This window comes from Pseudomonas sp. AN3A02, from assembly GCF_011765255.1.
In the GTDB taxonomy this organism is placed as follows: Bacteria; Pseudomonadota; Gammaproteobacteria; order Pseudomonadales; family Pseudomonadaceae; genus Aquipseudomonas.
Genome location: NZ_JAARNI010000015.1, coordinates 67,627 through 91,557 on the forward strand (window position 1 = coordinate 67,627; position 23,931 = coordinate 91,557).

The 23,931-nt window shown below is 58.1% G+C and carries 20 protein-coding genes and 1 tRNA gene; 16 read left to right on the top strand and 5 right to left on the bottom strand.

Going from position 1 to position 23,931, the window contains the following annotated elements; genetic code table 11:
- Window positions 1–87: 87 nt before the first annotated feature.
- From HBJ59_RS29905 to HBJ59_RS29955, 11 genes are all read left to right on the top strand, one after another.
- Window positions 88–666, top strand: coding sequence for a hypothetical protein (locus HBJ59_RS29905; RefSeq protein WP_076015558.1), 579 nt, complete (start codon window positions 88–90; stop codon window positions 664–666).
- A 65-nt stretch (window positions 667–731) separates the two neighbouring features.
- Window positions 732–1,355, top strand: coding sequence for a hypothetical protein (locus HBJ59_RS29910; protein WP_167665646.1), 624 nt, complete (start codon window positions 732–734; stop codon window positions 1,353–1,355).
- Between the two features lie 98 nt (window positions 1,356–1,453).
- Entirely contained in the window at window positions 1,454–1,672 is a 219-nt protein-coding gene (locus tag HBJ59_RS29915) for a hypothetical protein (protein ID WP_218586014.1), read from the top strand.
- A 74-nt stretch (window positions 1,673–1,746) separates the two neighbouring features.
- Entirely contained in the window at window positions 1,747–2,328 is a 582-nt protein-coding gene (locus tag HBJ59_RS29920; protein ID WP_076015556.1) for a hypothetical protein, read from the top strand.
- A gap of 74 nt (window positions 2,329–2,402) precedes the next feature.
- Window positions 2,403–4,064: a VWA domain-containing protein gene (locus HBJ59_RS29925; RefSeq protein ID WP_167665648.1), complete on the top strand. Its 1,662-nt coding sequence runs from the start codon at window positions 2,403–2,405 to the stop codon at window positions 4,062–4,064.
- 26 nt (window positions 4,065–4,090) lie between these two features.
- Entirely contained in the window at window positions 4,091–4,651 is a 561-nt protein-coding gene (locus HBJ59_RS29930) for an RNA polymerase sigma factor (protein WP_017478055.1), read from the top strand.
- Entirely contained in the window at window positions 4,648–5,250 is a 603-nt protein-coding gene (locus tag HBJ59_RS29935; protein WP_167665649.1) for a hypothetical protein, read from the top strand. The genes HBJ59_RS29930 and HBJ59_RS29935 overlap by 4 nt, the downstream gene beginning before the upstream one ends.
- 156 nt (window positions 5,251–5,406) lie before the next feature.
- Window positions 5,407–6,861 (top strand): DUF3375 domain-containing protein, encoded by a 1,455-nt coding sequence (locus HBJ59_RS29940; protein WP_167665650.1) that lies wholly within the window; start codon window positions 5,407–5,409, stop codon window positions 6,859–6,861.
- Window positions 6,858–7,523 carry a DUF4194 domain-containing protein gene (locus HBJ59_RS29945; RefSeq protein ID WP_010168804.1) on the top strand — a complete coding sequence of 222 codons (666 nt, stop codon included), beginning with the start codon at window positions 6,858–6,860 and terminating at the stop codon, window positions 7,521–7,523. The genes HBJ59_RS29940 and HBJ59_RS29945 overlap by 4 nt, the downstream gene beginning before the upstream one ends.
- On the top strand, window positions 7,520–10,882 hold the full coding sequence (locus HBJ59_RS29950) for an ATP-binding protein (protein ID WP_167665651.1): 3,363 nt from the start codon (window positions 7,520–7,522) through the stop codon (window positions 10,880–10,882). Before HBJ59_RS29945 ends, HBJ59_RS29950 begins: the two co-directional genes overlap by 4 nt.
- Window positions 10,879–12,084 (top strand): Wadjet anti-phage system protein JetD domain-containing protein, encoded by a 1,206-nt coding sequence (locus tag HBJ59_RS29955; protein WP_167665652.1) that lies wholly within the window; start codon window positions 10,879–10,881, stop codon window positions 12,082–12,084. Before HBJ59_RS29950 ends, HBJ59_RS29955 begins: the two co-directional genes overlap by 4 nt.
- 35 nt (window positions 12,085–12,119) lie before the next feature.
- On the opposite strand, the gene HBJ59_RS29960 is transcribed toward HBJ59_RS29955, so the two are convergent.
- The 3 genes from HBJ59_RS29960 to HBJ59_RS29970 form a co-directional block, all read right to left on the bottom strand.
- On the bottom strand, window positions 12,120–12,683 hold the full coding sequence (locus HBJ59_RS29960; RefSeq protein ID WP_167665653.1) for a DUF4276 family protein: 564 nt from the start codon (window positions 12,681–12,683) through the stop codon (window positions 12,120–12,122).
- Window positions 12,677–13,930 carry an AAA family ATPase gene (locus HBJ59_RS29965; RefSeq protein WP_318304601.1) on the bottom strand — a complete coding sequence of 418 codons (1,254 nt, stop codon included), beginning with the start codon at window positions 13,928–13,930 and terminating at the stop codon, window positions 12,677–12,679. The genes HBJ59_RS29960 and HBJ59_RS29965 overlap by 7 nt, the downstream gene beginning before the upstream one ends.
- A gap of 45 nt (window positions 13,931–13,975) precedes the next feature.
- Window positions 13,976–14,052: transfer RNA gene (locus HBJ59_RS29970), tRNA-Arg, on the bottom strand.
- Window positions 14,053–14,447: 395 nt separating this feature from the next.
- On the opposite strand from HBJ59_RS29970, the gene gabD reads away from it, so the two are divergent.
- The 3 genes from gabD to HBJ59_RS29985 all read left to right on the top strand — a co-directional run bounded on the left by gabD (window position 14,448) and on the right by HBJ59_RS29985 (window position 18,696).
- Complete coding sequence (gene gabD, locus HBJ59_RS29975) at window positions 14,448–15,890, top strand: NADP-dependent succinate-semialdehyde dehydrogenase (RefSeq protein ID WP_003218155.1); 1,443 nt, start codon at window positions 14,448–14,450, stop codon at window positions 15,888–15,890.
- Between the two features lie 182 nt (window positions 15,891–16,072).
- Window positions 16,073–17,350, top strand: a complete 1,278-nt coding sequence (gene gabT / locus HBJ59_RS29980) for a 4-aminobutyrate--2-oxoglutarate transaminase (protein ID WP_167665654.1) — start codon at window positions 16,073–16,075, stop codon at window positions 17,348–17,350.
- A 137-nt stretch (window positions 17,351–17,487) separates the two neighbouring features.
- The gene (locus HBJ59_RS29985) at window positions 17,488–18,696 is read left to right on the top strand and encodes an HDOD domain-containing protein (RefSeq protein WP_167665655.1); all 1,209 of its coding nucleotides are present in this window, start codon (window positions 17,488–17,490) and stop codon (window positions 18,694–18,696) included.
- A 119-nt stretch (window positions 18,697–18,815) separates the two neighbouring features.
- On the opposite strand, the gene HBJ59_RS29990 is transcribed toward HBJ59_RS29985, so the two are convergent.
- Both HBJ59_RS29990 and desA read right to left on the bottom strand, forming a co-directional pair.
- On the bottom strand, window positions 18,816–19,814 hold the full coding sequence (locus HBJ59_RS29990; RefSeq protein ID WP_076015549.1) for a sensor domain-containing diguanylate cyclase: 999 nt from the start codon (window positions 19,812–19,814) through the stop codon (window positions 18,816–18,818).
- A gap of 322 nt (window positions 19,815–20,136) precedes the next feature.
- Window positions 20,137–21,321, bottom strand: a complete 1,185-nt coding sequence (gene desA, locus HBJ59_RS29995; protein ID WP_010168824.1) for a delta-9 fatty acid desaturase DesA — start codon at window positions 21,319–21,321, stop codon at window positions 20,137–20,139.
- A gap of 166 nt (window positions 21,322–21,487) precedes the next feature.
- On the opposite strand from desA, the gene dibA reads away from it, so the two are divergent.
- Window positions 21,488–23,398 (top strand): phosphodiesterase DibA, encoded by a 1,911-nt coding sequence (dibA, locus tag HBJ59_RS30000; RefSeq protein WP_167665656.1) that lies wholly within the window; start codon window positions 21,488–21,490, stop codon window positions 23,396–23,398.
- Window positions 23,399–23,720: 322 nt separating this feature from the next.
- Window positions 23,721–23,903 carry a sulfur starvation response protein OscA gene (oscA, locus tag HBJ59_RS30005; protein WP_003170956.1) on the top strand — a complete coding sequence of 61 codons (183 nt, stop codon included), beginning with the start codon at window positions 23,721–23,723 and terminating at the stop codon, window positions 23,901–23,903.
- Window positions 23,904–23,931: the final 28 nt, after the last annotated feature.

Sequence of the window (23,931 nt, forward strand, 5' to 3'; positions counted from 1 at the left end):
ATTACAACCGATAGAAAACGGCGTCGGGCTGCGGTTCTCCCACGTAGCCCGAGCCAGATTTTTAATCTGTATTCAAGGAAGCAACCAATGAAAAAGACCTCACTCCTAATCCTCGCCCTGGCCTTGGCCGGCTGCCACTCCACTGCCAGGAACTCCTCGCCAACCCTGCTCAAGGACGGCGTCCAGTTGCAGCAAAACAAGGTCGAGGTGGATGCCGAGCACGCCAAAGTCATCATGAAGGCGACCGGCTTTACCTATCCGGTGCAGTTCTCCGTGCGCCGTAGTTCCGATGTGGACCAGCGTCCGGAAATCCTCGGGACGGTGGTTGATTCCGGCCGTGGCAAGGTATTCGGCTGGATCGCCAAGATGAGCGAGGTCACCAACAGCGCTGTCGTCAAACGCTTCCCGCAGTTGGAAGTGCAGGCTGACCCGGGGCAGCCCTTTGAAGTGATCGGCGAGTCACGGGTCTACAGCGCCAACTACGCCGGCCTCGTCAAAAAATATGTGTATGAATGCGGCCCTATGAGTTCAGCCTTCAAGCCTGAGAAGCAAAAGGTTTACCTGGTGGAGTTCGTGATTATCGGGAAGGGGTGTGAGCAGCACGTGTATGACGTGACTGCTCCCAATGAGCGTATTCCTGTGGCGACTGTGGCTCCGGCGGCGTGAGCCAGAGCCTGGCGCCAATGTAAATCCTATAGTCGCTCAGGTATCGACGGGTGCCGCCGGGCTCCATGGCAACTGAAGAGGCGCTGATGATTTCTGCAGATGATGTTGATGGCCTGCTTGAAGATATTTTCGAGGGGCGCAGGGATTTGGCGGTGTTTGTCGCTGATGGCAAGTACTACTACCTGGCAGACGACAAGGGAAATTTCTGTATCGATGTCAGGCCTGAATACAGGAGCTATGTCGAAAGTGGCGTCATGGACAGTAGCCTCTATGACCAGGCCGTTTCCGAGTTCAGAGGGGGCGTTCCGGTTCTGGAGGTGAATACCTTTCAGCGCTATCTGGATAGCAACAGCGTCAACGTTTATTCGCTGGAGTGGATGGTCAGTTTCTTCACCTACGGTTACTCCGCTGCCTACCTTGGCGAATTTCATAACCATATCGAGGCCGTTCTATCTGGCCACGCGAAGCCTCGTCTGGATGAATGCGAGAAAATGCGAATGAGGCTGCCCCGCTTTTATGTGGACCTGGATAGCAAGGTGTTCCGGCATGTTGACTGGGACAGGTTTCATGAATCCTATGTGCCCTCGGACTGGGACGGGCAGCCGTCTGGCTCATTCGCGGAGCTGATCCCGAAAGAGCAAAGGTATTGGGTTGTGGATGGCATGGACTTTTGGACGTTGTACGCCTGATGGAGGGTTGGCTTCGTCGCCTTGGCGATAGGTTGGCCAGTGCCGTCGTGCCCCACTCGAAGTAACACACGCACCCGCGCAGGAGAAATACCGTGGTAATGACATTGGTCATGGTTGGACTGGGACTGGCAATTTTGATGCAGCTGGCCATTTTTTGTGTGGCCGTTAAAAACTCGCTGGGGCATGCGCTGCTGTGTCTGTTCATCCCCTGCTATGTGTACGTTTATGCCCGAAAAAATCGCCAGGCCAGGCCGTTCCTTTGGGGGTGGTACGCCGGTATTGGCTTGCTGGCCGCTGGGGCTATTGCTTCAAATTGAAGCAGGACTCGAAAAGGCGCCGACAACGCCGTAAAATGAAGTCAAATTGACATCATTCAGGGAAGAGTTCAGACATGCGCGTTGTTGCTTTACTCCTGGCGTTCAGCTTTCTGGCTGGCTGCGCCTCCAAGCCGGCTTACTACATTTCCCCCGCACCGGTTCAGATTCCCAAGACCGCTACCTATTGGCTCGATACCTTCGACGTTGAAGTAGTGGGCAAGAACCCACGCTTCCTGCCTGATGACAAAGTCCGCGAGCAACTGGGCGTCGACCTGGTCAACCGGCTGCTCAAGGCCAAGCGATACGCCACCAGCAAGGAAAGCGCCGATTACCTGCTGGATGTGAATCTGGTCTACACCCGCCATATCCAGGACTCCAAGGGCGGACTCGCCACGGTGCTTGTCGACGACAACACCATCTTGCTGAGTGTCGACTTCAACTATCAGGTCAAGGTCAAGAAGGGCGGCGCCGAGGTGTTGCACTTTGCCAAGGACCGCAGTGGTCTGGTGCCGGGTGGTGTGTTGGGTCAGTGGCAGCAGTACAAGACCATGGGTGGGGTTATCTCCAACACGGGCAACACCAGCGTCGAGCCTTTTTACACGGGCGTGTTGAGCCGATTTATCGTCGATGATTTGCGCGATATTCCGTCGCGCTAAGTTGCTTTAACCCGAATCACCAACTCCTTGCGTCTGACCTTGTGAACGGATCATTCACTCACGAGGTTCAGACCATGTCCCGTCCTGTTCTGCTGTTGCGTCCTGCCGCCCAAGGCTTTGCCGTGACCCTGCTGGTAGCGCTTGCCGGGTGTGGGCTTTCTTCATCCCGTGATGTGGCCAAGCCTGCTGAATCGGCGCCTGTCGTAGAGGTGCAAAGTGAGCCCGCCAGCGTTCAGGGGGCCATGGTCAAGCGCATGGTTGCTCCTGCACCGATGGCGTCGCGGTTGGTCATGAACGACACAGTCGCCCTGCAATACCAGGCCGAGCCTCGGGAGCAGTATCAGAACCTACCGGACAACCCGATCCGCAGCGTAGCCGAAACGCCGGTTTCCACCTTCAGCGTTGACGTCGACACCGGCAGCTATGCCAACGTACGACGTTTCCTCAACCAAGGCAGCCTGCCGCCCGAGGGTGCTGTACGACTGGAGGAAATGGTCAATTATTTTCCCTACGATTACGCCCTGCCTACCGACGGCTCGCCCTTTGGCGTGACCACGGAAGTGGCCCCCTCACCGTGGAACCCCCACACCCGACTATTGCGCATCGGCATCAAGGCCTCGGACCGCGCCGTGGCGGACCTGGCTCCGGCTAACCTGGTGTTCCTGGTAGACGTGTCCGGCTCGATGAACCGCCGCGAAGGCCTGCCGCTGGTTAAGAGCACCCTCAAACTGCTGGTGGACCAACTGCGCGACCAGGACCGCGTATCGCTGGTGGTCTACGCCGGCGAATCGCGAGTGGTGCTCAAGCCCACCTCGGGCCGCGACAAAACCACGATCCGCAACGCCATCGACCAACTCACCGCCGGTGGCTCCACCGCAGGCGCGTCGGGGATCGAAATGGCCTACCAAATGGCCCGCGAAGGATTTATCGACAAAGGTATCAACCGCATCCTGCTGGCCACCGATGGCGACTTCAATGTGGGCGTCAGTGACTTCGACAGCCTCAAGCAAATGGCCGTCGACCAGCGCCAAAGCGGCGTGTCCCTGACCACTCTCGGCTTTGGTGTGGATAACTACAACGAACACCTGATGGAACAACTGGCCGATGCCGGTGATGGCAACTACGCCTACATCGACAACCTGCGCGAGGCCCGCAAAGTGCTGGTGGACCAGCTCAGCTCAACCCTCGCCGTGGTGGCCCGGGATGTGAAACTGCAAGTCGAATTCAACCCGGCACAGGTCAGTGAATACCGATTGCTGGGCTATGAAAACCGCGCCTTGAAACGTGAGGATTTCAACAACGACAAGGTCGACGCCGGTGAAATCGGTGCCGGGCATACGGTGACCGCGTTGTATGAAATTGTTCCGAAGGGTGAACAGGGTTGGCTGGAGCCGCTGCGCTACGCATCGGCGGCCAAGGCTGACGGTAAAACTGATGAGTGGGCGATGTTGCGGGTACGCTACAAACCAGCGGAAGGCGGCGATAGCCGACTGATCGAACACCCCATCAGCAACCAGCACAGTGGCAAACCCAGCGACGACCTGCGTTTCTCTGCCGCCGTGGCCGCCTTCGCCCAGCAACTCAAGGGTGATGGCCGCTACACTGGCACCATGAGTTTCAAGGACACGGCCGCACTGGCCCGCTCCGCTCGGGGCGACGACCCCTTCGGCTTGCGCAGCGAGTTTGTGCAACAGGTCGAATTGGCCCAGAGCCTCCAGGCCCCGGCCAAACACTGATCCACCTCAAAGGAGTGCGCCACCTGATGGATTCACCCAGCGACGAAGCCCTGCTGTCCCGCTACCGCAGCGGCGACGGTGCAGCGTTCGAAGCCCTGTACGCGCGGCATCGACAGGGCCTGTACCGTTTTCTGGTGTCCTTGAGCAACAAGGCCGAACTGGCCGAGGAAGTGTTCCAGGACACCTGGCTCAGCCTGATCCGCAGCACCAGCGAGCCACAGGGGCGGGCGAGTTTTCGCACCTGGTTGTTCCAGATTGCCCGCAACCGCCTGATCGACCACTGGCGCAAGCACGGCATCCACAACCCACTGCACGACAGCTACGATGAGCAGCTTCACGGCCAGCCCGACGACAGCGCCGGGCCCGAACAACTGCTGAGCCTGAGCCGCGACCAGGCGCGCCTGGACACCGCACTGCAGGACTTGCCCGAAGACCAGCGCGAAGTGTTCCTGCTGCGCCTGCACGGCGAGCTGGAAGTGCCACAAATCGCCGCACTCACCGGCGCCCCACTGGAAACGGTAAAAAGCCGCTTGCGTTACGCCCAGCAGAAACTGCGCCGACTGCTGGCCGAGGAGGTACCCGCATGACTGACTCCCGACATACCCAGGACTCGAACGACGAGGTGCTGATCGAGCATTTCCGTCAACACACCAGCGGCGAGCCGCCGGCTTCCCTGGACGCCTTCATCCTGGCCACCGCCCACCGCGAAGCGCCCGTGCGGCAACCCGGCCTGTGGCAGCGCTGGTTGCAGGCCTGCCAACGGCCGCGCTGGCAGATGGCGTTTGCCACCGTCGCGGGTGTCGCTCTGATGATTGGTTTGGTTACGCGCTCGCCGGTGCCGCAGCCGGAATTATCCACAGGCACTTACGCGGCGGCTCCGCAAGAACTGGCCCGTCCGGCTCCGGCAGCGGCGCCGATGGCTCGATTCTCCGTGGCTCCGCAGGCCGATAGCGCACCGCAGGTGCAGACAGAAGTGGCGGGTTCGCTGGCGGATGAGCCGGTGGCGAAGATGAGCAAACGCGCGGCTGTTGTGCTGCCGCCATTGGAGCAAGGGCTGCAGGAAATCCTGCGGTTGCGGCAGGCGGGAGAAGCGAAGGCGGCGGATGAGAAGCTGCTGGAGTTACATAAGCGCTTTCCCAAGGAAGACTTGCCGGCGCGGTTGGAGGTGTTGCGACAACAACACTGAAATGTCCTGTTCAAAAGTTCTGAATCTAATTTTGGACTTTTGACGGACGCTTTTTGCAACAACCTAGCCGTTCGGCTAGTACGTCAATTTAGGAGTGGAAAATACCTCGGCTTGGCGCCATTGTTTTGAGTTCGTTAACTCTGCAATCGGTACGTGATGGATTACGCCACCCTTGAAAGCCTGCGAATGCATCATCCGGCATGGCGGTTGCTGTGCTCGGACCACGGTTCGTTGGTTGCAAGTTTTTTGCACCGCGTGTTTGTCGCCCCCAACGTGCGAATCATTGCCGCCGCTGACCTGGCGGAGGCGCTGGAAGACGAGTTGTTCGCCTTGCGCAGGCAACTTGACGACAACGCCTTTCCCAAGTCTGCGCTGTATTACCTCAATGATTGGGCCAGCCCGGAAAAGGGCTGGCTGCGCAAGTTTTACCGTCAAGACGACGATGAGCCACAGTTTGATCTAACGCCGTCTACCGAGAAGGCCATCGGTTGGTTGGCTTCCCTCGTTGAACGGGGGTTTGTCGGTACCGAGTCCAGGTTACTGACACTGTTTGAGCTGCTTAAGCAGATGAGCGAGGGCAGTGAAGCGGATCCGGCCAAGCGTGTGGCCGAGTTGCGCAAGCGCCGGGATGAGCTGGATGCGGAAATCTCACAGATCCTGGGTGGTGACGTGCCTCTACTGCACGATACAGCCCTGAAAGATCGCTTCCAGCAATTTACTCAGTTGTCACGGGAGCTGCTCGCCGATTTTCGAGAGGTCGAACATAACTTTCGCCTGCTGGATCGACGTGTGCGTGAGCGAATCGCTATATGGGATGGCGCCAAGGGCGAGCTGCTGGAACAGATCATGGGCGAGCGCGATGCTATTTCAGACTCCGATCAGGGCCGCAGTTTCAGGGCGTTCTGGGGGTTCTTGATGTCGACCAGCCGTCAGGAGGAGCTGACACGGATGCTTGATCATGTGCTTGCCCTGGCGCCGGTGATGGAGTTGAAGCCGGATATTCGCACTCGTCGTGTGCATTACGACTGGCTTGAGGCGGGCGAACATACCCAGCGCATGGTCGCGCAACTTTCCCAGCAGTTGCGACGCTTTCTGGATGATCAGGTATGGCTGGAAAACCGCCGAATCATGGACATCCTGCGGGCGTTAGAAGCCAAGGCCTTGGGCGTTCGTGAGCATCCCCCCTTGGGCAACTTTATGCTTATGGTCGATGTGGCGGCCCGTATCGAGTTACCCATGGAACGGCCCTTGCACACACTGACCCTGAAGCCCGACTTTGCGGGCATGAGCGTGCAAGTCGGCGACGATGATCTCGACGTGAGTGCCTTGTACAACGAGCGGATGGTCGACCTTGCGAGGCTCGCTGCTCATATCGATCAGGCACTGCAGACCCGCTCGCAAATCACATTGTGCGAGTTGATCCGATTACAACCGTTGCGCCAAGGGTTGGCCGAGTTGGTGGCCTATCTTCACTTGGCCAGCGAAACATTTACAGGCGTCGTCGATGACAGCCAGAACGAGCCGATTTTGTGGACGGCTACGTCCATTGACGGCCATCCCGTACGAAAGCAGGCACGGCTGGCGCGCGTTATTTTTGTGAGGCAAGGATGAGCGAAGAACAACATGCGCCGGACGTGGTTATAGACGTTGCCGCAGCAGATCTGTCGACGCTGCTGGTTTTGCTGCTTAAGGGAGTGATTTATCGCGAAGGTGATGAGCGTCTGTGGGGGACGTTACTCAACTGGCAGACCCAGGTTCGCGGCTACGTGACAGTGCTGGGTCTGGAGTTAATGTTGGATGAGGCCGAAGGCTACGCTTTCCTGCGCAGCCGTGCCGAGGCCGACGAGGATGAACCGCAGGTTCGGGTGCCACGGCTTGTTGCGCGTAGACCGCTGTCATTTCCGGTCAGTCTGCTCTTGGCCTTGCTGCGAAAAAAACTGGCAGAGTTCGACGCCTCTGGCGGTGAAACGAGGCTGGTGCTGACTCGTGATGAAATCGTCGAACTGATTCGCGTTTTTTTGCCCGACAGCAGCAACGAAGCCCGGCTTGTTGACCAGATTGATGCACACATCACCAAGATCATCGAGCTGGGTTTTTTACGCCGCCTCAAGAGTACCGCCGGCCCCTTGAGCTATGAGGTGCGGCGCATCCTCAAGGCGTTTGTAGACGCTCAATGGTTGTCTGACTTCGATAAGCGGCTTGGGGAGTACCAGATGCGTCTTTCGGGAGAAAGCGAGTCAGCGCCTGATGGCGTGCAGGAGATTGAACAATGAGTGAGTCGTTGCTTACGGAGTTGGATTTTATCGGTGATGACAGGCTCTCCGGGTTCCGCCTCAGGCGCCTTGAGGTACTCAACTGGGGGACCTTTGATCAGCGGGTCTGGACGCTGTCGCCCGATGGGAAAAATAGCCTGCTGACGGGGGATATTGGATCTGGCAAGTCTACGTTGGTGGATGCGATCACCACGTTGTTGGTGCCCACTCAGCGGATTGCCTACAACAAAGCCGCCGGAGCCGAAAACAAGGAGCGAAGCCTGCGCTCGTACGTGTTGGGGCATTTCAAGTCTGAACGCAGCGAGGTCACCGGAACTGCAAAGCCGGTCGCCCTGCGCGATCACAACAGCTATTCGGTGATTCTGGGGGTATTTCATAACGCAGGCTACGACCAGACGGTGACCCTGGCCCAGGTATTCTGGATAAAGGATGGACAGGGGCCGCCAGAGCGTTTTTACGTGGGGGCCGAACGCGAGCTTTGTATTGCCGCTGACTTTGCTGACTTCGGCACCGACATTGCACAACTGCGAAAACGGCTGCGTAACGACGGCGTCGATATTCAGGACAGTTTTCCCAAGTACGGTGCTTGGTTTCGGCGGCGTCTGGGGATTGATAATGAACAAGCTCTGGAACTGTTTCATCAAACGGTTTCGATGAAGTCTGTCGGAAACCTGACCGAATTTGTTCGTAGCCATATGCTTGAGCCGTTCGATGCCGCGGCCCGTATCACTGCATTGATCGCCCATTTTGACGATTTGAGCCGTGCTCATCAGGCGGTGCTCAAGGCCAAACAGCAGCGCCTGCTGTTGGAGCCATTGGTGGCTGACTGCGACAAATACCAAGGTCTGATTGTTGAGCAGGACGGGTTGCGCGATTGCCGTGAAGCCCTTAAGCCATGGTTCTCGGAGCTCAAACTTGGGTTGCTCGACCGGCGTTTGCAGCTATTGGCCAATGATCAACAGCGCTTGTCTTCTCATAAGGAGCGTCAAGTCGAGCAACGTGACCGCCAACGGTTGGACGTGGACTCCCTCAAGCGGGCGGTGGCCGAGCAGGGCGGTGATCGCCTGGAGCAACTGGCGATTGAGATTCGCAAACAGGACCATGAGCGGGAGCGCCGTCAGCAGCGCGCGCAACGTCACGGGCAGTTGCTTGCGGCGGCGGGTGAGTCGCCTGTTGATGATGAGGCAGGGTTTATCCAGCTGGAGCAACTACTGCGGGCTCGTCGCGAACAGTCGAGTACCGAGGAAGCTGATCTGCAAAACCAGATCACCGAGTGGGGCGTTTCATTGCGTGAAGGGCGGCGCGAGCATGATGCGCTTTCCAGCGAAATCAACAGCCTCAGGGCCCGACGCAGCAATATTCCGGAAGTCCAGATTAAGTTACGGGCAGCCATGTGTCTGGCAACTGGATTAGATGACGAACTGATGCCCTTTGTCGGAGAGCTGCTTCAGGTGCGCGAAGAGTATCGTCCGTGGGAAGGGGCTATCGAGCGGGTGCTGCACAATTTTGGCCTGGCACTGCTGGTACCGGACGAACACTACGCACAGGTAGCGGCATGGGTTGATCGAACTCACTTGGCGGGGCGTCTCGTGTATTTCAGGGTGCGCGCAGTCCGCCAAACCGAGGCGCCAGACCTGCACCCCCAGTCGCTGGTGACAAAACTCAGCGTCAAACCCGATTCGCCGTTTTATCCCTGGTTGGCACGTGAGCTTGCTCATCGTTTTAACTACGCCTGCTGTGAGACGGCGGAACAGTTTCGCCGAGAGGTGCGCGCCTTGTCCCTGTCGGGGCAGATCAAGGGCGCGGGGGAGCGGCATGAAAAGGATGATCGGCATCGTTTGGACGACCGCAGTCGTTATGTTTTAGGGTGGAGCAACGCAGAGAAAATCTCGGCGCTTGAGGCGGTTAGACATCGCCTAGAAATGCATGTGGCTGACATAGGCTCAAGTGTCGCCAGTGCCGAAAAACAGCGTGCTCACTTGCGCCGGCAATTGGAATCACTCGCGGCACTTCATGAGTTTACCGATTACCGAGAAATTGACTGGGCCGAATGCGCCACCCTTGTGGCGCGGTTGCAGGATGAAAAGGCACTGTTGGAGGCCGCGAGTGACACATTGCTGCAACTGACGGCACAGCTCCAATCAGTGCAGGAAGCCCTTCAGGCAACGGAAGATGAAGTGTCCCGCTTGGACAAGGAGTTGGGTAACGTTGAGGCCAAGCACGATGTTGCCAGCACATTGCGTTCCGAAACTCGATGTTTGTTGGTCGTTATCGACGAGTCTGTCCGGGCTCAACTGGAAGCGTTGCGTCTTCATGTCTTGGGTGAGCGGATGTTGTCCGTTGAGTCTTGCGACGGCGCCGAGCGAGAAGTCCGCGAAGCGCTGCAAGGCAAAATGGACGCCGAGGCCAAGATATTGGAGCGGCTGCGGGACAAGATCATCCGTGCCATGGTGGCGTTCAAGGATGCCTACAAACTGGAGACCAGCGAATTCGACGCCGATCTCAATGCCGCCGATGAGTATGGCAACTTGCTGGACCAACTTAACCGCGACGATCTGCCGCGTTTTGAGCGACGTTTCAAGGAGTTGCTCAACGTCAACACGATCAATGAGATCGCCAACTTCAACGGGCAATTGGCTCGGGAGCGCGAAACCATCAAGGAACGGATTGGCCGTATCAATGAATCCCTGGGGCAGATCGACTACAACCCCGGTCGCTACATCGTGCTGGAGTCCCAACTGAGCCCGGATGCGGATATTCGAGATTTCCAGATGCAATTGCGTGCCTGTACCGAGGGCGCACTGACAGGGTCCGAGGATGCGCAGTATTCGGAAAACAAGTTTCTGCAGGTCAAAACCATCATTGATCGCTTTCGTGGGCGGGAGGGACTATCCGAGCAAGACCGACGGTGGACCAGCAAGGTCACCGATGTGCGCAACTGGTTCTTGTTTGCCGCCAGTGAGCGATGGCGTGAGGATGATCGTGAGCATGAGCATTACTCGGATTCGGGCGGTAAGTCCGGTGGGCAAAAAGAGAAGTTGGCCTACACCATTTTGGCAGCAAGTCTGGCCTATCAGTTTGGGTTGGAATGGGGCGCTGTACGTTCGCGTTCGTTCAGGTTCGTAGTAATCGATGAAGCGTTTGGACGCGGTTCCGATGAGTCGGCCGAGTATGGTTTGCGGCTGTTTGAGCAGCTCAACCTGCAGTTGCTGATTGTCACACCGTTGCAGAAAATCCACATCATTGAGCCTTTTGTTTCCAGCGTGGGCTTTGTACAGAACGACGGGGGGAGGGCGTCTCGGCTGCGCAATCTATCCATTGAAGAGTATCGATTGAACCGACCTGATTTATCGTCATGAAATGGACTTCGGCAGCGGAACTCACACAGCAGTTATTACGGCTCTGGCAGCGGGGCGAGCTGCTGCGCTTGCTGGTGACGGAGGACGCTTGGGAGCCACGGCGGCTGATATTGAAGGGGCCGGATACTGCGCAACTGAGTGCTTCCTTCGATAGTGTCAGAGCCTGGGTCGCGCAGCTAAGTAATATCAACGGCATTCGCATCCAGTGGCGGGAAGTCAATCACAGGGTTGTGGGGGCGCAACGCTTGCCGGCTTCTATCTGGGTGGATTCACTGGAAGAGGCTATTGCGTTGATTGGCAAAGAGGGTGAGACGAAGCGCTTCAAGGTCCTGCTTGAACTGACCCGACGCCGCCAACCCTTGCTGGTCGACTGGATGGGGAGCCGGCCGTTGCAGGCTATGGAACTGGAACGGCATTGGGCCGCGCTTCTGGATGTGGTGACTTGGATGGCGGAACATCCTCGGCCCGGTATCTACCTTCGGCAGATAGACATACCTGGAATTCACAGCAAGTTCATCGAAAGATACAAGGCCGTACTGAGTGAGCTGTTCGACCAAGTTCTGCCCGAGCTGGCTATTGCGCAGCAATATAAAGGCGTCACACAGTTTTCTGCCCGCTATGGCTTTCTCGATAAACCCGTAGGGATTCGTTTGCGGGTGTTAGATCCGAGTCTGATCCTCCTGCCGGGTCCCACTTTGCCTGATATCACCCTTGATGCAGCCAGCTTCGCTCAATTGAGTATTGCCGTCAGGCAGGTCTTCGTAACCGAGAATGAAACCAACTTTCTAGCCTTTCCGCCTGTGCCGGGCTCCATTGTGGTATTCGGCAAGGGTTACGGCTGGGATGCGCTAGGGCGAGCGAATTGGCTATCGAACTGTAGGATTTATTACTGGGGCGATATTGATACTCATGGATTTGCGATTCTTGACCAGTTGCGCCGCCGGTTTGGGCATGTCGAGTCATTGTTGATGGACCGCAGCACACTTGATGCCCACGCACAATTTTGGGGGCGAGAAGATCGTCAAGTTGTGTATGACTTGCCTTGTCTGACGTCAGCGGAGCGTTCGGTGTTTGATGAGCTGCGGGACAATCGGTTGGGGAACGGCGTGAGGCTGGAGCAGGAGTATGTGGGTTATCGGTGCTTGATGGCGGCATTGAAGCAACTCTCCGAAGTTTCCGGAGAGTTCGAGCCAACCAACTGAACACATCTCTCTGTTTGCTGCCCCTTGCGCTTAAGTCAGGGCGCCCGGAAGTACTCGACCAGCTCCCGAGCGCTTGGACATTCTGGGTGTTCGGCTGCACGCGTCACGCTGAATCCGAAATGCTTGATCATTTTTTTAGCAAAGGCGGGCTTGTTACCAGGTCCTGAGGTTCCCAATTCTCTGGCGATTTCTTTGAGACGATCATAAGGCTTGTCTGTCGTCCTTTCTGGCTGGGGCTCGTTGTACCCTTGCTTTAGCCATTGACTCATGGCTTGGGTGTCTGCAAGGAACCATGCTTCAAGAGCTTTCACGGCTACAAAGACCATCTCCAATTTTTGGTTTTGGATTCGATTACGGACGATATCAACTGAGTCATCGTCCTCTAAGTCGGTCAGCACATAGATTCTTTCCACTCCCCTTGTTTCAAGAACTTGAATGAAGACCTCGATATTATGGGGCAGGAGGTTGCCTCCGCCTTTTGCGTCGATCACTGGTGTGACGAGTTCGTACCCAGCATCAGTCAATATTTTTTTGAATTTTGAAGATTCAACTACGATTCGTTCACAGTCGCCTTCTACGATAAAACCTACCTTCACCATGGCAGACCCCCGTCAAACAAATTGGTCAGCCAAGCGGTATCAAGGGGGATTTGTTTTTTATCGACTCTTGATTCGGCTGCGCATTTGACGTTCGTCCGGCCTTCTAGCTTATTAACTAGCCAGAGCTCTTCAGGGTTAAGGTTGCGCACCACAGATTCGCTGTGGGTAGTAATGAATACCGGATGATCTACGGTGGCGTTGTCACGCATGAGTGCGACCAGCTCGCCAATTGCTTTGGGGTGGATACCCCGTTCAGGCTCTTCGATAATAGTTAAACCGGCTTGAGAGGTCCGACTTAAGACTGCTGTCATTATGCATAAAGCGTAAATAGTGCCATCCGAAATCAGGCGTGCTGGGAAATGAGTTCTTGTCCCTTCCTCCTTGAATGTGATGACAGTGGTGCTATCCAGTCGTTGTTTTTCAGTTGAGACATTTTCCATGCCGGGAACAATCAGTTCTATCCATTCCAGAACTTGGGTCCGGAAGTGCTTGTCCTTCTCCAGGATAGACAGCATGGTTGCAACGTTTCTGCCATGGCTATCCAGCATGGTTGCATCTGCGGTCGAGTTGTCCGGCTCTTTGGCGGCAATTGGATCAATACGGTAAACACGAATATTGGTTAGGAACTTATACAATGCAGAGTTACTTAAAAGCATAAGCGCAGTCATGTCTTGGGGGTATTCCAAGAAGGACTGAAGCGGTGAGTAATCTGTCAGCGTTACTTTTGTTTCGCCATTCTGCCTGCGGTCAATGTATTGAGTGCCGTTGATTTTTAGGTTTTCGACCACCTGAGGAGCTTTGTCAATTTCAACTATCTTGAGGGCATACTCGAAATTTTCGTTATCAATCTGAATTTTTATCTCGAAAGAGATAGTCGTTCTTTTTTGTTTACGATGCTTGAAGCAATGGATTTGTTGAAAACCACCAAAGTCACGAATCGCAGTAGAGGCGCCTCTTTTTACGATGGCGCCAAAGAAAGCGAGAGCATCGGTAATATTACTTTTCCCTGCGCCGTTCGAGCCGGCCAGTGCAGTGAACGGCGATAAGCTCTCTAGTGTCAGGTTCGTGACACTTTTAAATCCATTGATCGTAATCGATTCGATATTCATGGCAGTTCCTTCGACCTTCACCGGCGGTCGTCGAGCGGCGCGCTTTTCATCGCCTGCGTATTGATCGTCAGAAAATACTAGCCCGCGCATGGTATAGGCGATCAGCCGTCGAGTCACAAATGCAATATTTCTATCCACAAAAAAGCCCCAGGTCTTTCGACCTGGGGCTTTTTCATCTGTATCTGGTGCACCCGGCGGGATTCGAACCCACGACCCCTGCCTTCGGAGGGCAGTACTCTATCCAGCTGAGCTACGGATGCTTGTGCGGGCGACATCATACCCATGTCGACCTTGGGCGTCCATGCCGCTTTTCGGCCTCCTGCCAGTAGGAATACGTACCGCTGGCGCCCTGTGCCGGGCGTCTCGGTGCAATACGGTTGAACTCGCCTGAAACACGCTGATCAGAAAAATGGAGCAAATGCGCCGTTTTCGTTCTTTTTTTCGAACAGACTATTGCCCTGCACCCCCATTGATCCTAGGATTCGTTTGAGATTTCAAACGCTCCTGCCTGGGTGCTGAACCGCACATTTGTCCTTTCGTGCGCTATTTACGTGCTTGCGCCCAGTGAATGATTTCCCTGACGGCAGCCCTCAAGGCGCCTTTCAACAACTCTAATTCGCTCCGCGCGTGCGCGGTGCTGTTAAGGAAAGCCGACATGCAGCTCAAAGACACCCAGTTGTTCCGCCAGCAAGCCTTCATTGATGGCGCTTGGGTCGATGCGGACAACGGTCAAACGATCAAGGTCAACAACCCCGCTACCGGCGAAATCCTCGGTACCGTGCCAAAAATGGGCGCCGCCGAAACCCGTCGCGCCATTGAAGCGGCTGACAAGGCCCTGCCGGCCTGGCGTGCACTCACCGCCAAGGACCGCGCCAACAAGCTGCGTCGCTGGTTCGAGCTGATTATCGAGAACCAGGATGACCTGGCTCGCCTGATGACCCTGGAGCAAGGCAAGCCGCTGGCCGAAGCCAAGGGCGAAATCGTTTACGCCGCTTCGTTCATCGAGTGGTTCGCCGAAGAAGCCAAGCGCGTCTACGGTGATGTGATTCCCGGCCACCAGCCGGACAAGCGCCTGATCGTGATCAAGCAACCGATCGGCGTTACCGCGGCCATCACGCCGTGGAACTTCCCGGCCGCGATGATCACCCGTAAAGCCGGCCCGGCCCTGGCCGCCGGTTGCACCATGGTGCTCAAGCCTGCGTCGCAAACCCCGTTCTCCGCGTTCGCCCTGGCTGAACTGGCCCAGCGTGCCGGCATTCCGAAAGGCGTGTTCAGCGTGGTCTCCGGCAGCGCCGGCGATATCGGCAGCGAGCTGACCAGCAACCCGATCGTGCGTAAATTGTCCTTCACCGGCTCCACCGAAATCGGTCGCCAACTGATGGCCGAATGCGCCAAGGACATCAAGAAAGTCTCCTTGGAACTGGGCGGCAACGCGCCGTTCATCGTGTTCGACGACGCAGACCTGGATAAGGCCGTCGAAGGCGCGATCATTTCCAAGTACCGCAACAACGGCCAGACCTGCGTCTGCGCCAACCGTCTGTACATTCAGGATTCGGTGTACGACGCGTTCGCCGAAAAACTGAAAGTGGCGGTGGCCAAGCTGAAGATCGGCAACGGTCTGGAAGAAGGCACCACCACCGGTCCGCTGATTGACGAGAAGGCCGTGGCCAAGGTTCAGGAACACATCGCTGATGCCCTGAGCAAAGGCGCAACCCTGTTGGCCGGCGGCAAGGTGATGGAAGGCAACTTCTTCGAGCCGACCATCCTGGTCAACGTGCCGAAAGACGCCGCCGTGGCCAAGGAAGAAACCTTCGGCCCACTGGCGCCGCTGTTCCGCTTCAAAGACGAAGCCGAAGTGATCGCGATGTCCAACGACACAGAGTTCGGCCTGGCTTCCTACTTCTATGCCCGCGACCTGGGCCGTGTGTTCCGAGTGGCGGAAGCCCTGGAATACGGCATGGTTGGCGTCAACACCGGGTTGATCTCCAACGAAGTGGCGCCGTTTGGCGGCATCAAGGCTTCGGGCCTGGGCCGTGAAGGCTCCAAGTACGGGATCGAGGATTACCTGGAAATCAAATACCTCTGCCTGGGCATCTAAGCCCGGGGCGAGATTGCAGTAAACGCAGAGGGCACGAGAGCGCTGTCCCTTTGCGTGTTTCACACCGTTATTCGTAGTGGCCGGGAAAGCTGTGGCAGTCGATCATCGCATGCTGCCGTAGTTGCCTCCCCGCCACGTATTCCTTGGACCACGCCACCCGATGAGTGGCGAATGAGGACTTTATGAGCAAGACCAACGCATCCCTGATGAAACGCCGCGAAGCCGCTGTACCACGCGGTGTTGGCCAGATTCACCCGATCTTCGCCGAGTCGGCGAAGAACGCCACCGTGACCGACGTTGAAGGTCGCGAGTTCATCGATTTCGCCGGCGGTATTGCCGTGCTGAACACCGGTCACCTGCACCCGAAAATCATTGCGGCGGTGACCGAGCAACTGAACAAGCTGACGCACACCTGCTTCCAGGTGTTGGCCTACGAGCCGTACGTTGAGCTGTGCGAAAAAGTTAACGCCAAGGTGCCGGGTGATTTCGCCAAGAAAACCCTGTTGGTCACCACCGGTTCCGAAGCGGTAGAAAACGCCGTGAAGATCGCCCGTGCTGCCACTGGCCGTGCCGGCGTAATCGCGTTCACCGGCGCTTACCACGGTCGCACCATGATGACCCTGGGCCTGACCGGTAAAGTCGTGCCTTACTCGGCCGGCATGGGCCTGATGCCAGGCGGCGTGTTCCGCGCGCTGTTCCCGAACGAACTGCACGGTGTGAGCGATGACGACTCCATCGCCAGCATCGAACGCATCTTCAAGAACGATGCCGAGCCGCGTGATATCGCTGCCATCATCATCGAGCCGGTGCAGGGCGAAGGCGGTTTCTACGTCGCGCCTAAATCGTTCATGAAGCGCCTGCGCGAGCTGTGCGACAAGCACGGCATCCTGCTGATCGCCGACGAAGTGCAAACCGGTGCCGGCCGTACCGGTACCTTCTTCGCCATGGAACAGATGGGCGTCGCTGCCGACCTGACCACCTTCGCCAAATCCATCGCGGGCGGCTTCCCGCTGGCCGGCGTGTGCGGCAAGGCTGAATACATGGATGCCATCGCGCCAGGTGGCCTGGGCGGCACCTACGCGGGTAGCCCGATCGCTTGCGCCGCGGCCCTGGCCGTGATGGAAGTGTTCGAAGAAGAGCACCTGCTGGACCGCTGCAAGGCTGTCGGCGAGCGCCTGGTGACCGGCCTGAAAGCTATCCAGGCCAAGTACCCGGTGATCGGCGAAGTGCGTGCCCTGGGCGCGATGATTGCGGTCGAGCTGTTCGAAGATGGCGACAGCCACAAGCCGAACGCCGCTGCCGTTGCTTCCGTGGTGGCCAAGGCTCGCGACAAGGGCTTGATCCTGCTGTCCTGCGGCACCTACGGCAACGTATTGCGCGTGCTGGTTCCGCTGACCTCGCCGGACGAGCAGTTGGACAAAGGCCTGGCGATCATCGAAGAGTGCTTCTCCGAGCTGTGATCGAAAGTTGACCTGATCGACAAAAAACCCGCTTAGGCGGGTTTTTTTGTGCCCGATGAACGGTATTCAGCCGTTGTTCATTGTACGCAGGCGGCTCCTTTGTCTAAGGTGCTGGTATTGCCGATGGAGCGTGCTGGATGACTGCTGTTGATTTACCTGCTGTACCCCGTGTGCTGATTGCCGAGGCCGACCCTTGGTCCCGGGATTTGCTCAAGCAGGTGTTGCTGAATGTGCGCTGTGACGCACGGCTGGATGTGTGTGCCGATGGCCAGCAAGCCGCCGAGCTGCTGCGTGACAAACCCTACGACCTGATCATCGCCGACTGGGAGCTGCCCGGCGTCGATGGCCTGAGCCTGTTGCACAGCGTGCGCCAGCAACGGCGATCGCCGCTGTTGCCGTTTATCCTGCTGGGCACCCGCAACGACAGCGCCAGCGTGCACGAAGTCTTGCCCCTGGCGCCGACGGCGTACCTGACCAAACCCTTGAATATGGAAAGCCTGACCCAGCGCCTGCAAGACTTGCTGCTGAATGAAGGCGAGACGGTGTATTGCGAAGTTCCGGCCCTGGCGCCGGGCATGACCTTGCCGGTGTTTCTGGAGCGGCGCCGCGAAGCGTCCGATGGCGCGCCGCTGCGAGTCGACGTGCAGGCCGCGGTGCAATACAGCCTGGAACCGGAGGGCCTGGACCTCAAGCGCCTGGAAGAGCAGGTGCGCATGGACCCGCAAATCACCGCTGTGCTGATCGCCGCCGCCAACAGCGCCGGCCATCACGGCTCGCCGGTACAAACCCTGGCCATGGCCCTGCACAAGCTGGCGGCCGGGCAGAGCATGAACCTGATCCTGGGGCTGGCCCTCAAGCACAACGTGGTGCTGAGCGACCCGAGCCTCAAGGATTACGCCGAGCGTTACTGGCAGCTGTCCCAACGCACCGCCGATTACGCCCGCAGCCTGGCGCGCATGCTCGACCTTGATCACGAGCGCTGCTACAGCGCCGGCATTCTCCATCGTCTTGGCGACCTGGCTTTGTTGCGATGCCTGCAAGACTGGTTGCAAGGCGGTGGCGAATTGGATGACGAAGCGATTGGCGAGTCCCTCTACACCTTCGGCGCGGCCTATGGCTCGGCGCTGCGCACGCGCTGGCGCTTGCCGTTGGAGTTGCGCCAGTTGATCGCGGCGATTTACTCGCTGGAAGGCGGGGTGTATTCCCGGGAAGCGCTGGTGGTGAACCTGGCGGCGCAGTTGGCGCGGCTGACCGAGCATGAAGGCGTCGAGGCGCTGGCAAAAAGCAAGACGGCGCGCTTGCTCAAGGTGGGTTTGCCGGAATTGGCGCGTATGCGCAAAACTTAGCAGGCGATGCGGGCCAGTGTGGGAGCTGGCTTGCCTGCGATAGCATCATCCCGGTACAGCTGACACACCAAGGTGCCTGCATCGCGGGCAAGCCCGGCTCCCACAGGTAATGGTGTAGCTCAGCCGGCGAGTACGCGGTTTTTGCCTTGGCGCTTGGCCTCGTACATCGCGGCGTCGGCGCGGGCGAACAGGCTGTCGACGTTGGCATCCTCGGCGGTCAGGCTGGCGAGGCCCTGGCTGACGGTGACTGCGAAGCTCTCACCGTCATGGCTGAAACTCAGTTGCGCAATCTCGTGCCCCAGGCGTTCGGCCACCTGCATTGCCATCTCCGGTGCGCAACCGGGCAGCACGGCGGCGAATTCTTCGCCGCCAATGCGCCCGAACAGGTCGCCACGGCGCAGAACCCCTCGACCGCTCTCGGCGATACGCTGCAACACCTGATCGCCCTCCAGATGGCCGTAGGTGTCGTTGACCACTTTGAAGTCATCAATGTCCAGCAACAGGAACGCCAAAGGCGTGCCTTGCAGGCAGGCGCGTTCGAACTCGTGGTGGGCGCACTCGAAGAAGTGCCGGCGGTTGCTGCTGCGGGTCAGCACGTCGGTGGTGGCCAGGCGCTGCAACTCAAGCTCAAGCTGCTTCTTTTCAGTGATGTCCTCGGCCATGCCCACCACGATCACCGGCTGGCCGGGTTCGGCCTGCTGGCTGATGTAGCACTTGTCGCTGAGCCAGCGGATCTGCCCGTCGGCGGTGATGATGCGGTACTCGCGGTCTTCCACGGCGCCGCTGAGCAGCACTTGGGCCAGGCTGTGCTCGGCATAGTCGAGGTCTTCGGGGTGAATGCTGTTGCGCCATTCTCGATGGTCCGCCAGCAGCATGCCCGCCGTACGTCCGAAAACCCGCTCATAGGCCGGGCTGACATACAGCACGCGGCGGGTGTCCCACTCGATAGCCCAGAGCACGGCATTCACGCTGACCAGCAGCGAACTCAGCAGTTGCTCGCGTTCACTCAAGCGTTCCACTTCGCCCTGGGCATGCATCAGCGCCAGCAACGTAGCGGCGGCGGCCGGTCGTGGCTGATCGTGGACGGGGGTGTCGGTGAAGGTCTTTTCGGGGACCATCGGCACAACTCTCTCTGGGCATGCCGCGGGGTTGGGCAGCGGTCACAACAAGGGCCGCCGGGATGGCGAAGTGTTGTTTGAGAGGGGGAATTTGCAGCTAAGTTCCGTTATCAGCGCCGATTTGAGGCGACCAAGAAATGGCGCCAGAAACATGTAGGAGTGAGCCTGTTGGGGTAAGGGGCTTGATGTGGCGAGGGAGCTTGCTCCCGCTGGAGTGCGCAGCGCTCCCAAGATTTTGGGGCCGCTACGCAGCCCAGCGGGAGCAAGCTCCCTCGCCACAGCAGCTCCCTCGCCACAAAAAATCGGCTCGCTACAGCCGTGATCAGACCGCGGCAGGCCGCAGCGAATAGGTCTTCAGTTGATGGGCAAAGTCCCGCAGGGATTGAATCCCGCTGGCCTCGGCCTCGTGTACCCATTCCTTGATCGCCGCCAGCATGTCGTGGCCGTTGGTACTGGTTTTCAGCCAGATCTGTTGCAGCGCCAGGCGCTTCTCGTAGATCACTTTCAGGGCCTGGCTGTGTTCCAGCATGCTTTGGATGCGCACGTGGTGACGGTCATCCAGCAGGCTGGTTTCCCGCGACAGCAGGCGCTTGGCGCGATGGAATTGGTGACGCACCGAGTGATCGACCTTCTCCAGTTCCTGCTTGACCAGCGGGCCAATCACCAACTTGCGGTACTGGGCCATGATCTGGAAGCGGTTGTTGAGGATCGCCATGGCGGTGTCCATGTCCAGGTGGCCCTTGCCTTCAACCCGGTGGGCGATCGGCGCGACCCGTTGGACCTTGGCCAGGCGCAGGAAGCTGAACACTTTGATCCAGGCCCAGCCCAGGTCGAACTCCCATTTTTTCACCGACAATTTGGCGGAGTTGGGATAGGTGTGGTGGTTGTTATGCAGTTCTTCGCCGCCAACGATGATGCCCCAGGGAATCAGGTTGGTCGCCGCGTCGCGGCATTCGAAGTTGCGGTAGCCGATGGCATGGCCCAGGCCGTTGATCACGCCGGCGGCCCAGAACGGAATCCACATCATCTGGATAGCCCAGATGGTGATACCGATAGTGCCGAACAGCAGCAGGTCGATCACGCCCATGATCGCCACGCCCAACAGCGGGTAGGGGGTGTAGAGCTTGCGTTCGATCCAGTCTTCCGGGCAGTTCTTGCCGTAGATGCGCAGGGTCTCGGGGTTTTCGGCCTCGGCGCGGTACAGCTCGGCGCCTTTGCGCAGGACCGTGGACAGGCCCTTGATCACCGGGCTGTGGGGATCATCGACGGTTTCGCACTTGGCGTGGTGTTTGCGGTGGATAGCGGTCCACTCGCGGGTGTTCTGCGCCGTGGTAAGCCACAGCCAGAAGCGGAAGAAGTGTTTCAGGCCAGCATTGAGCTCCAGGGAGCGGTGGGCTGAATAGCGGTGCAGATAGACCGTGACCCCGACAATGGTCACGTGGGTCATCAACAGGGTGACTGCAACCAGTTGCCAGGCCGACAAGTCAAGAAAACCGTTGTACCACATAGGCTGTATGGCCCTCAGATAAAGAAAAAACCAGCTTGCGCATTATCACTAAGCCTACAGATAAAACCAGCCGCCCTTTCAGATAGGAGTGACTGGATGTTTCTTATTCTATAATCCGTAACCTTTGTAGGGCGAATCTGGTTTTTTAGTAAGGATTACTAAACATATGCTGTTTTCATACCGAGGTGCCCTGCGTGCAGGGCTGGTGTACCTGCTGGTTTCGATTGTGTGGATTCAGCTCAGCCATCAGGTATTGATCAACTTTATCGATGAACCCGTGGAGCTGGGCTACTGGCTCCAGATGCGCGGTTACTTGTGGGTCAGCCTCAGTGCCCTGGCGATCTATCTGCTCTGCGCCCGTTTTGCCCGGGGGAACCTGGTCCAGCAACCACTGCGGGAAAACCGTGAACGCCTGCGCCAGGCCGCTGCCGTATTCGATTGCACCCGCGAAGGGGTGTTGGTCACGGACGCCAAGGGGCTGATTGTTCACGTCAACCGAGCCTTTATCGAAATCACCGGCTACCAGTGCGAAGACGTCATGGGCCACCAGCCGAGCCTGTTCAAGTCCGGACGCCACTCGGCCAGTTTTTACCAGGCCATGTTCCAGACGCTGGAGCGCGACGGTGAATGGAGCGGCGAAATCTGGAACCGCCGAAAAAGCGGCGAAATCTACCCGCAGTGGCAGACCATCCGGGTGATCCGCGATGATCAGGGCCAGATCAGCCACTACGTCGCGGTGTTCTCCGACATCAGCGCCATCAAGCATTCCGAGCACGAGTTGGCCCACCTGGCCCACCACGACCCGCTGACCGACCTGCCCAACCGCCTGCTGTTCACCGACCGCGCCGAACAAGCCCTGGCATCGGCGCAGGTGCATAAACGTGGCTGCGCCTTACTGCTGCTCGACCTCGACCACTTCAAAATCATCAACGACAGCCTCGGCCATAACGTCGGCGACCAGTTGCTCAAGACGGTCGGCGAGCGTCTGCAAAGTCTGTTCGGCCCCGGCGTGACCTTGGCACGATTGGGCGGCGACGAATTTGCGGTGCTGGCGGAAAGTTGTCCACAGCTGGTCCAGGCCGCCGCACTGGCGCAACGCATCCTTGATGCGATGAAAGAACCCTTTATCTTCGACGGTCATCAACTGTTTATCAGCGCCAGCATCGGCATCAGCCTGTTCCCCGGCGATGCCCTGAGCGCCGAGCAACTGCTGCGTAACGCCGATTCTGCGCTGTTCAAGGCCAAAAGCGCCGGCCGCGAAAGCTACGCCCTGTATACCGAAGAACTCACCGCCCACGCCCAGCACCGGGTGGAAATGGCCGGCGAACTGCGCCGCGCCCTGGAGCAGCAAGAGCTGCGGGTCTACTACCAGCCGGTGCACGAGTTGCAGAACAGCCGCCTGATCGGTGTCGAAGCCCTGGTGCGCTGGCAGCACCCGGAGCGCGGGCTGGTGCCGCCGGGAGAATTCATCCCGATTGCCGAGCGTACCGGGCTGATTGCCGATATCGACGCTTGGGTCATGGACCAGGCCTGCCGCCAGATGTGCCAGTGGCTGGCCGACGGCGCGCCGCTGACGTTCCTCGCCGTGAATGTGTCCAGCCGCCTGTTTGCCCGGCGTGAGCTGTACGACCAAGTGGCCAAGGTATTGCACGATACCGGGCTGGATCCGGCGTTTCTGGAGCTCGAAGTGACCGAAAGCGCAGTCATGGAAGACCCGGAAGTCGCCCTTGAGCAAATGCACCGCCTGCGGGAGTTGGGCTTGCGCCTGGCGATTGATGACTTTGGCACCGGTTATTCATCACTGCTGCGGCTCAAGCGCTTGCCGGTGCAGAAGCTCAAGATCGATCAGGGCTTTGTCGCCGGGTTGCCGTGGGATGAGGACGATGCGGCGATTGTGCGGGTGGTAATCGCATTGGCGCAAAGCATGGGCATGCAGGTGCATGCCGAGGGCATCGAGCAGGTCGATCAGGCGCGGTTTCTGTTGGAACAACAGTGCGACCTGGGCCAAGGGTACTGGTTTGGTCGGCCGATGCCGGCCAGTGAGCTGGATTGGACGACGGCGCCGACAATTCGCTAAATACCGCCTGGCTTGATTTGAAATAGGGCCAAGTGTGGGAGCGGGCTTGCTCGCGAATGCGGTGGATCAGCCAACCTATGTATTGACTGACACGCCGCCTTCGCGAGCAAGCCCGCTCCCACATTTGGATCTCCACACGGCTTTATTTCACGGGCCGTCCCGCAAAACCCCTCGCAACCCCACGTCCCACCAGAAAATTCTTTCTGGTTATATAAACATTCTTAAATAGTATTTTTAAGAATATCCGCGCTTATCTACTATCGCCCTCACGCCGCAAGCAGTGCCGCCACTGCGAGGCACTTCTCATTTCAGGAGCACGACCATGAGCGCATCTCTACGTAGCGTTGACGGCCAGGACGAAGCAGCCATTTTGCGCGAGATCCAGAGCGCTCTGCGCGATCTGCGGTTTGGTGCGGTGGAAATCACTGTGCACAACGCCCAGGTAGTACAGATCGAACGCAAAGAGAAATTCCGTTTGCAGAACCCGGGCAACAAACCGAGCTGAGCAAGATCGGCGATTCGATTGCAAGACC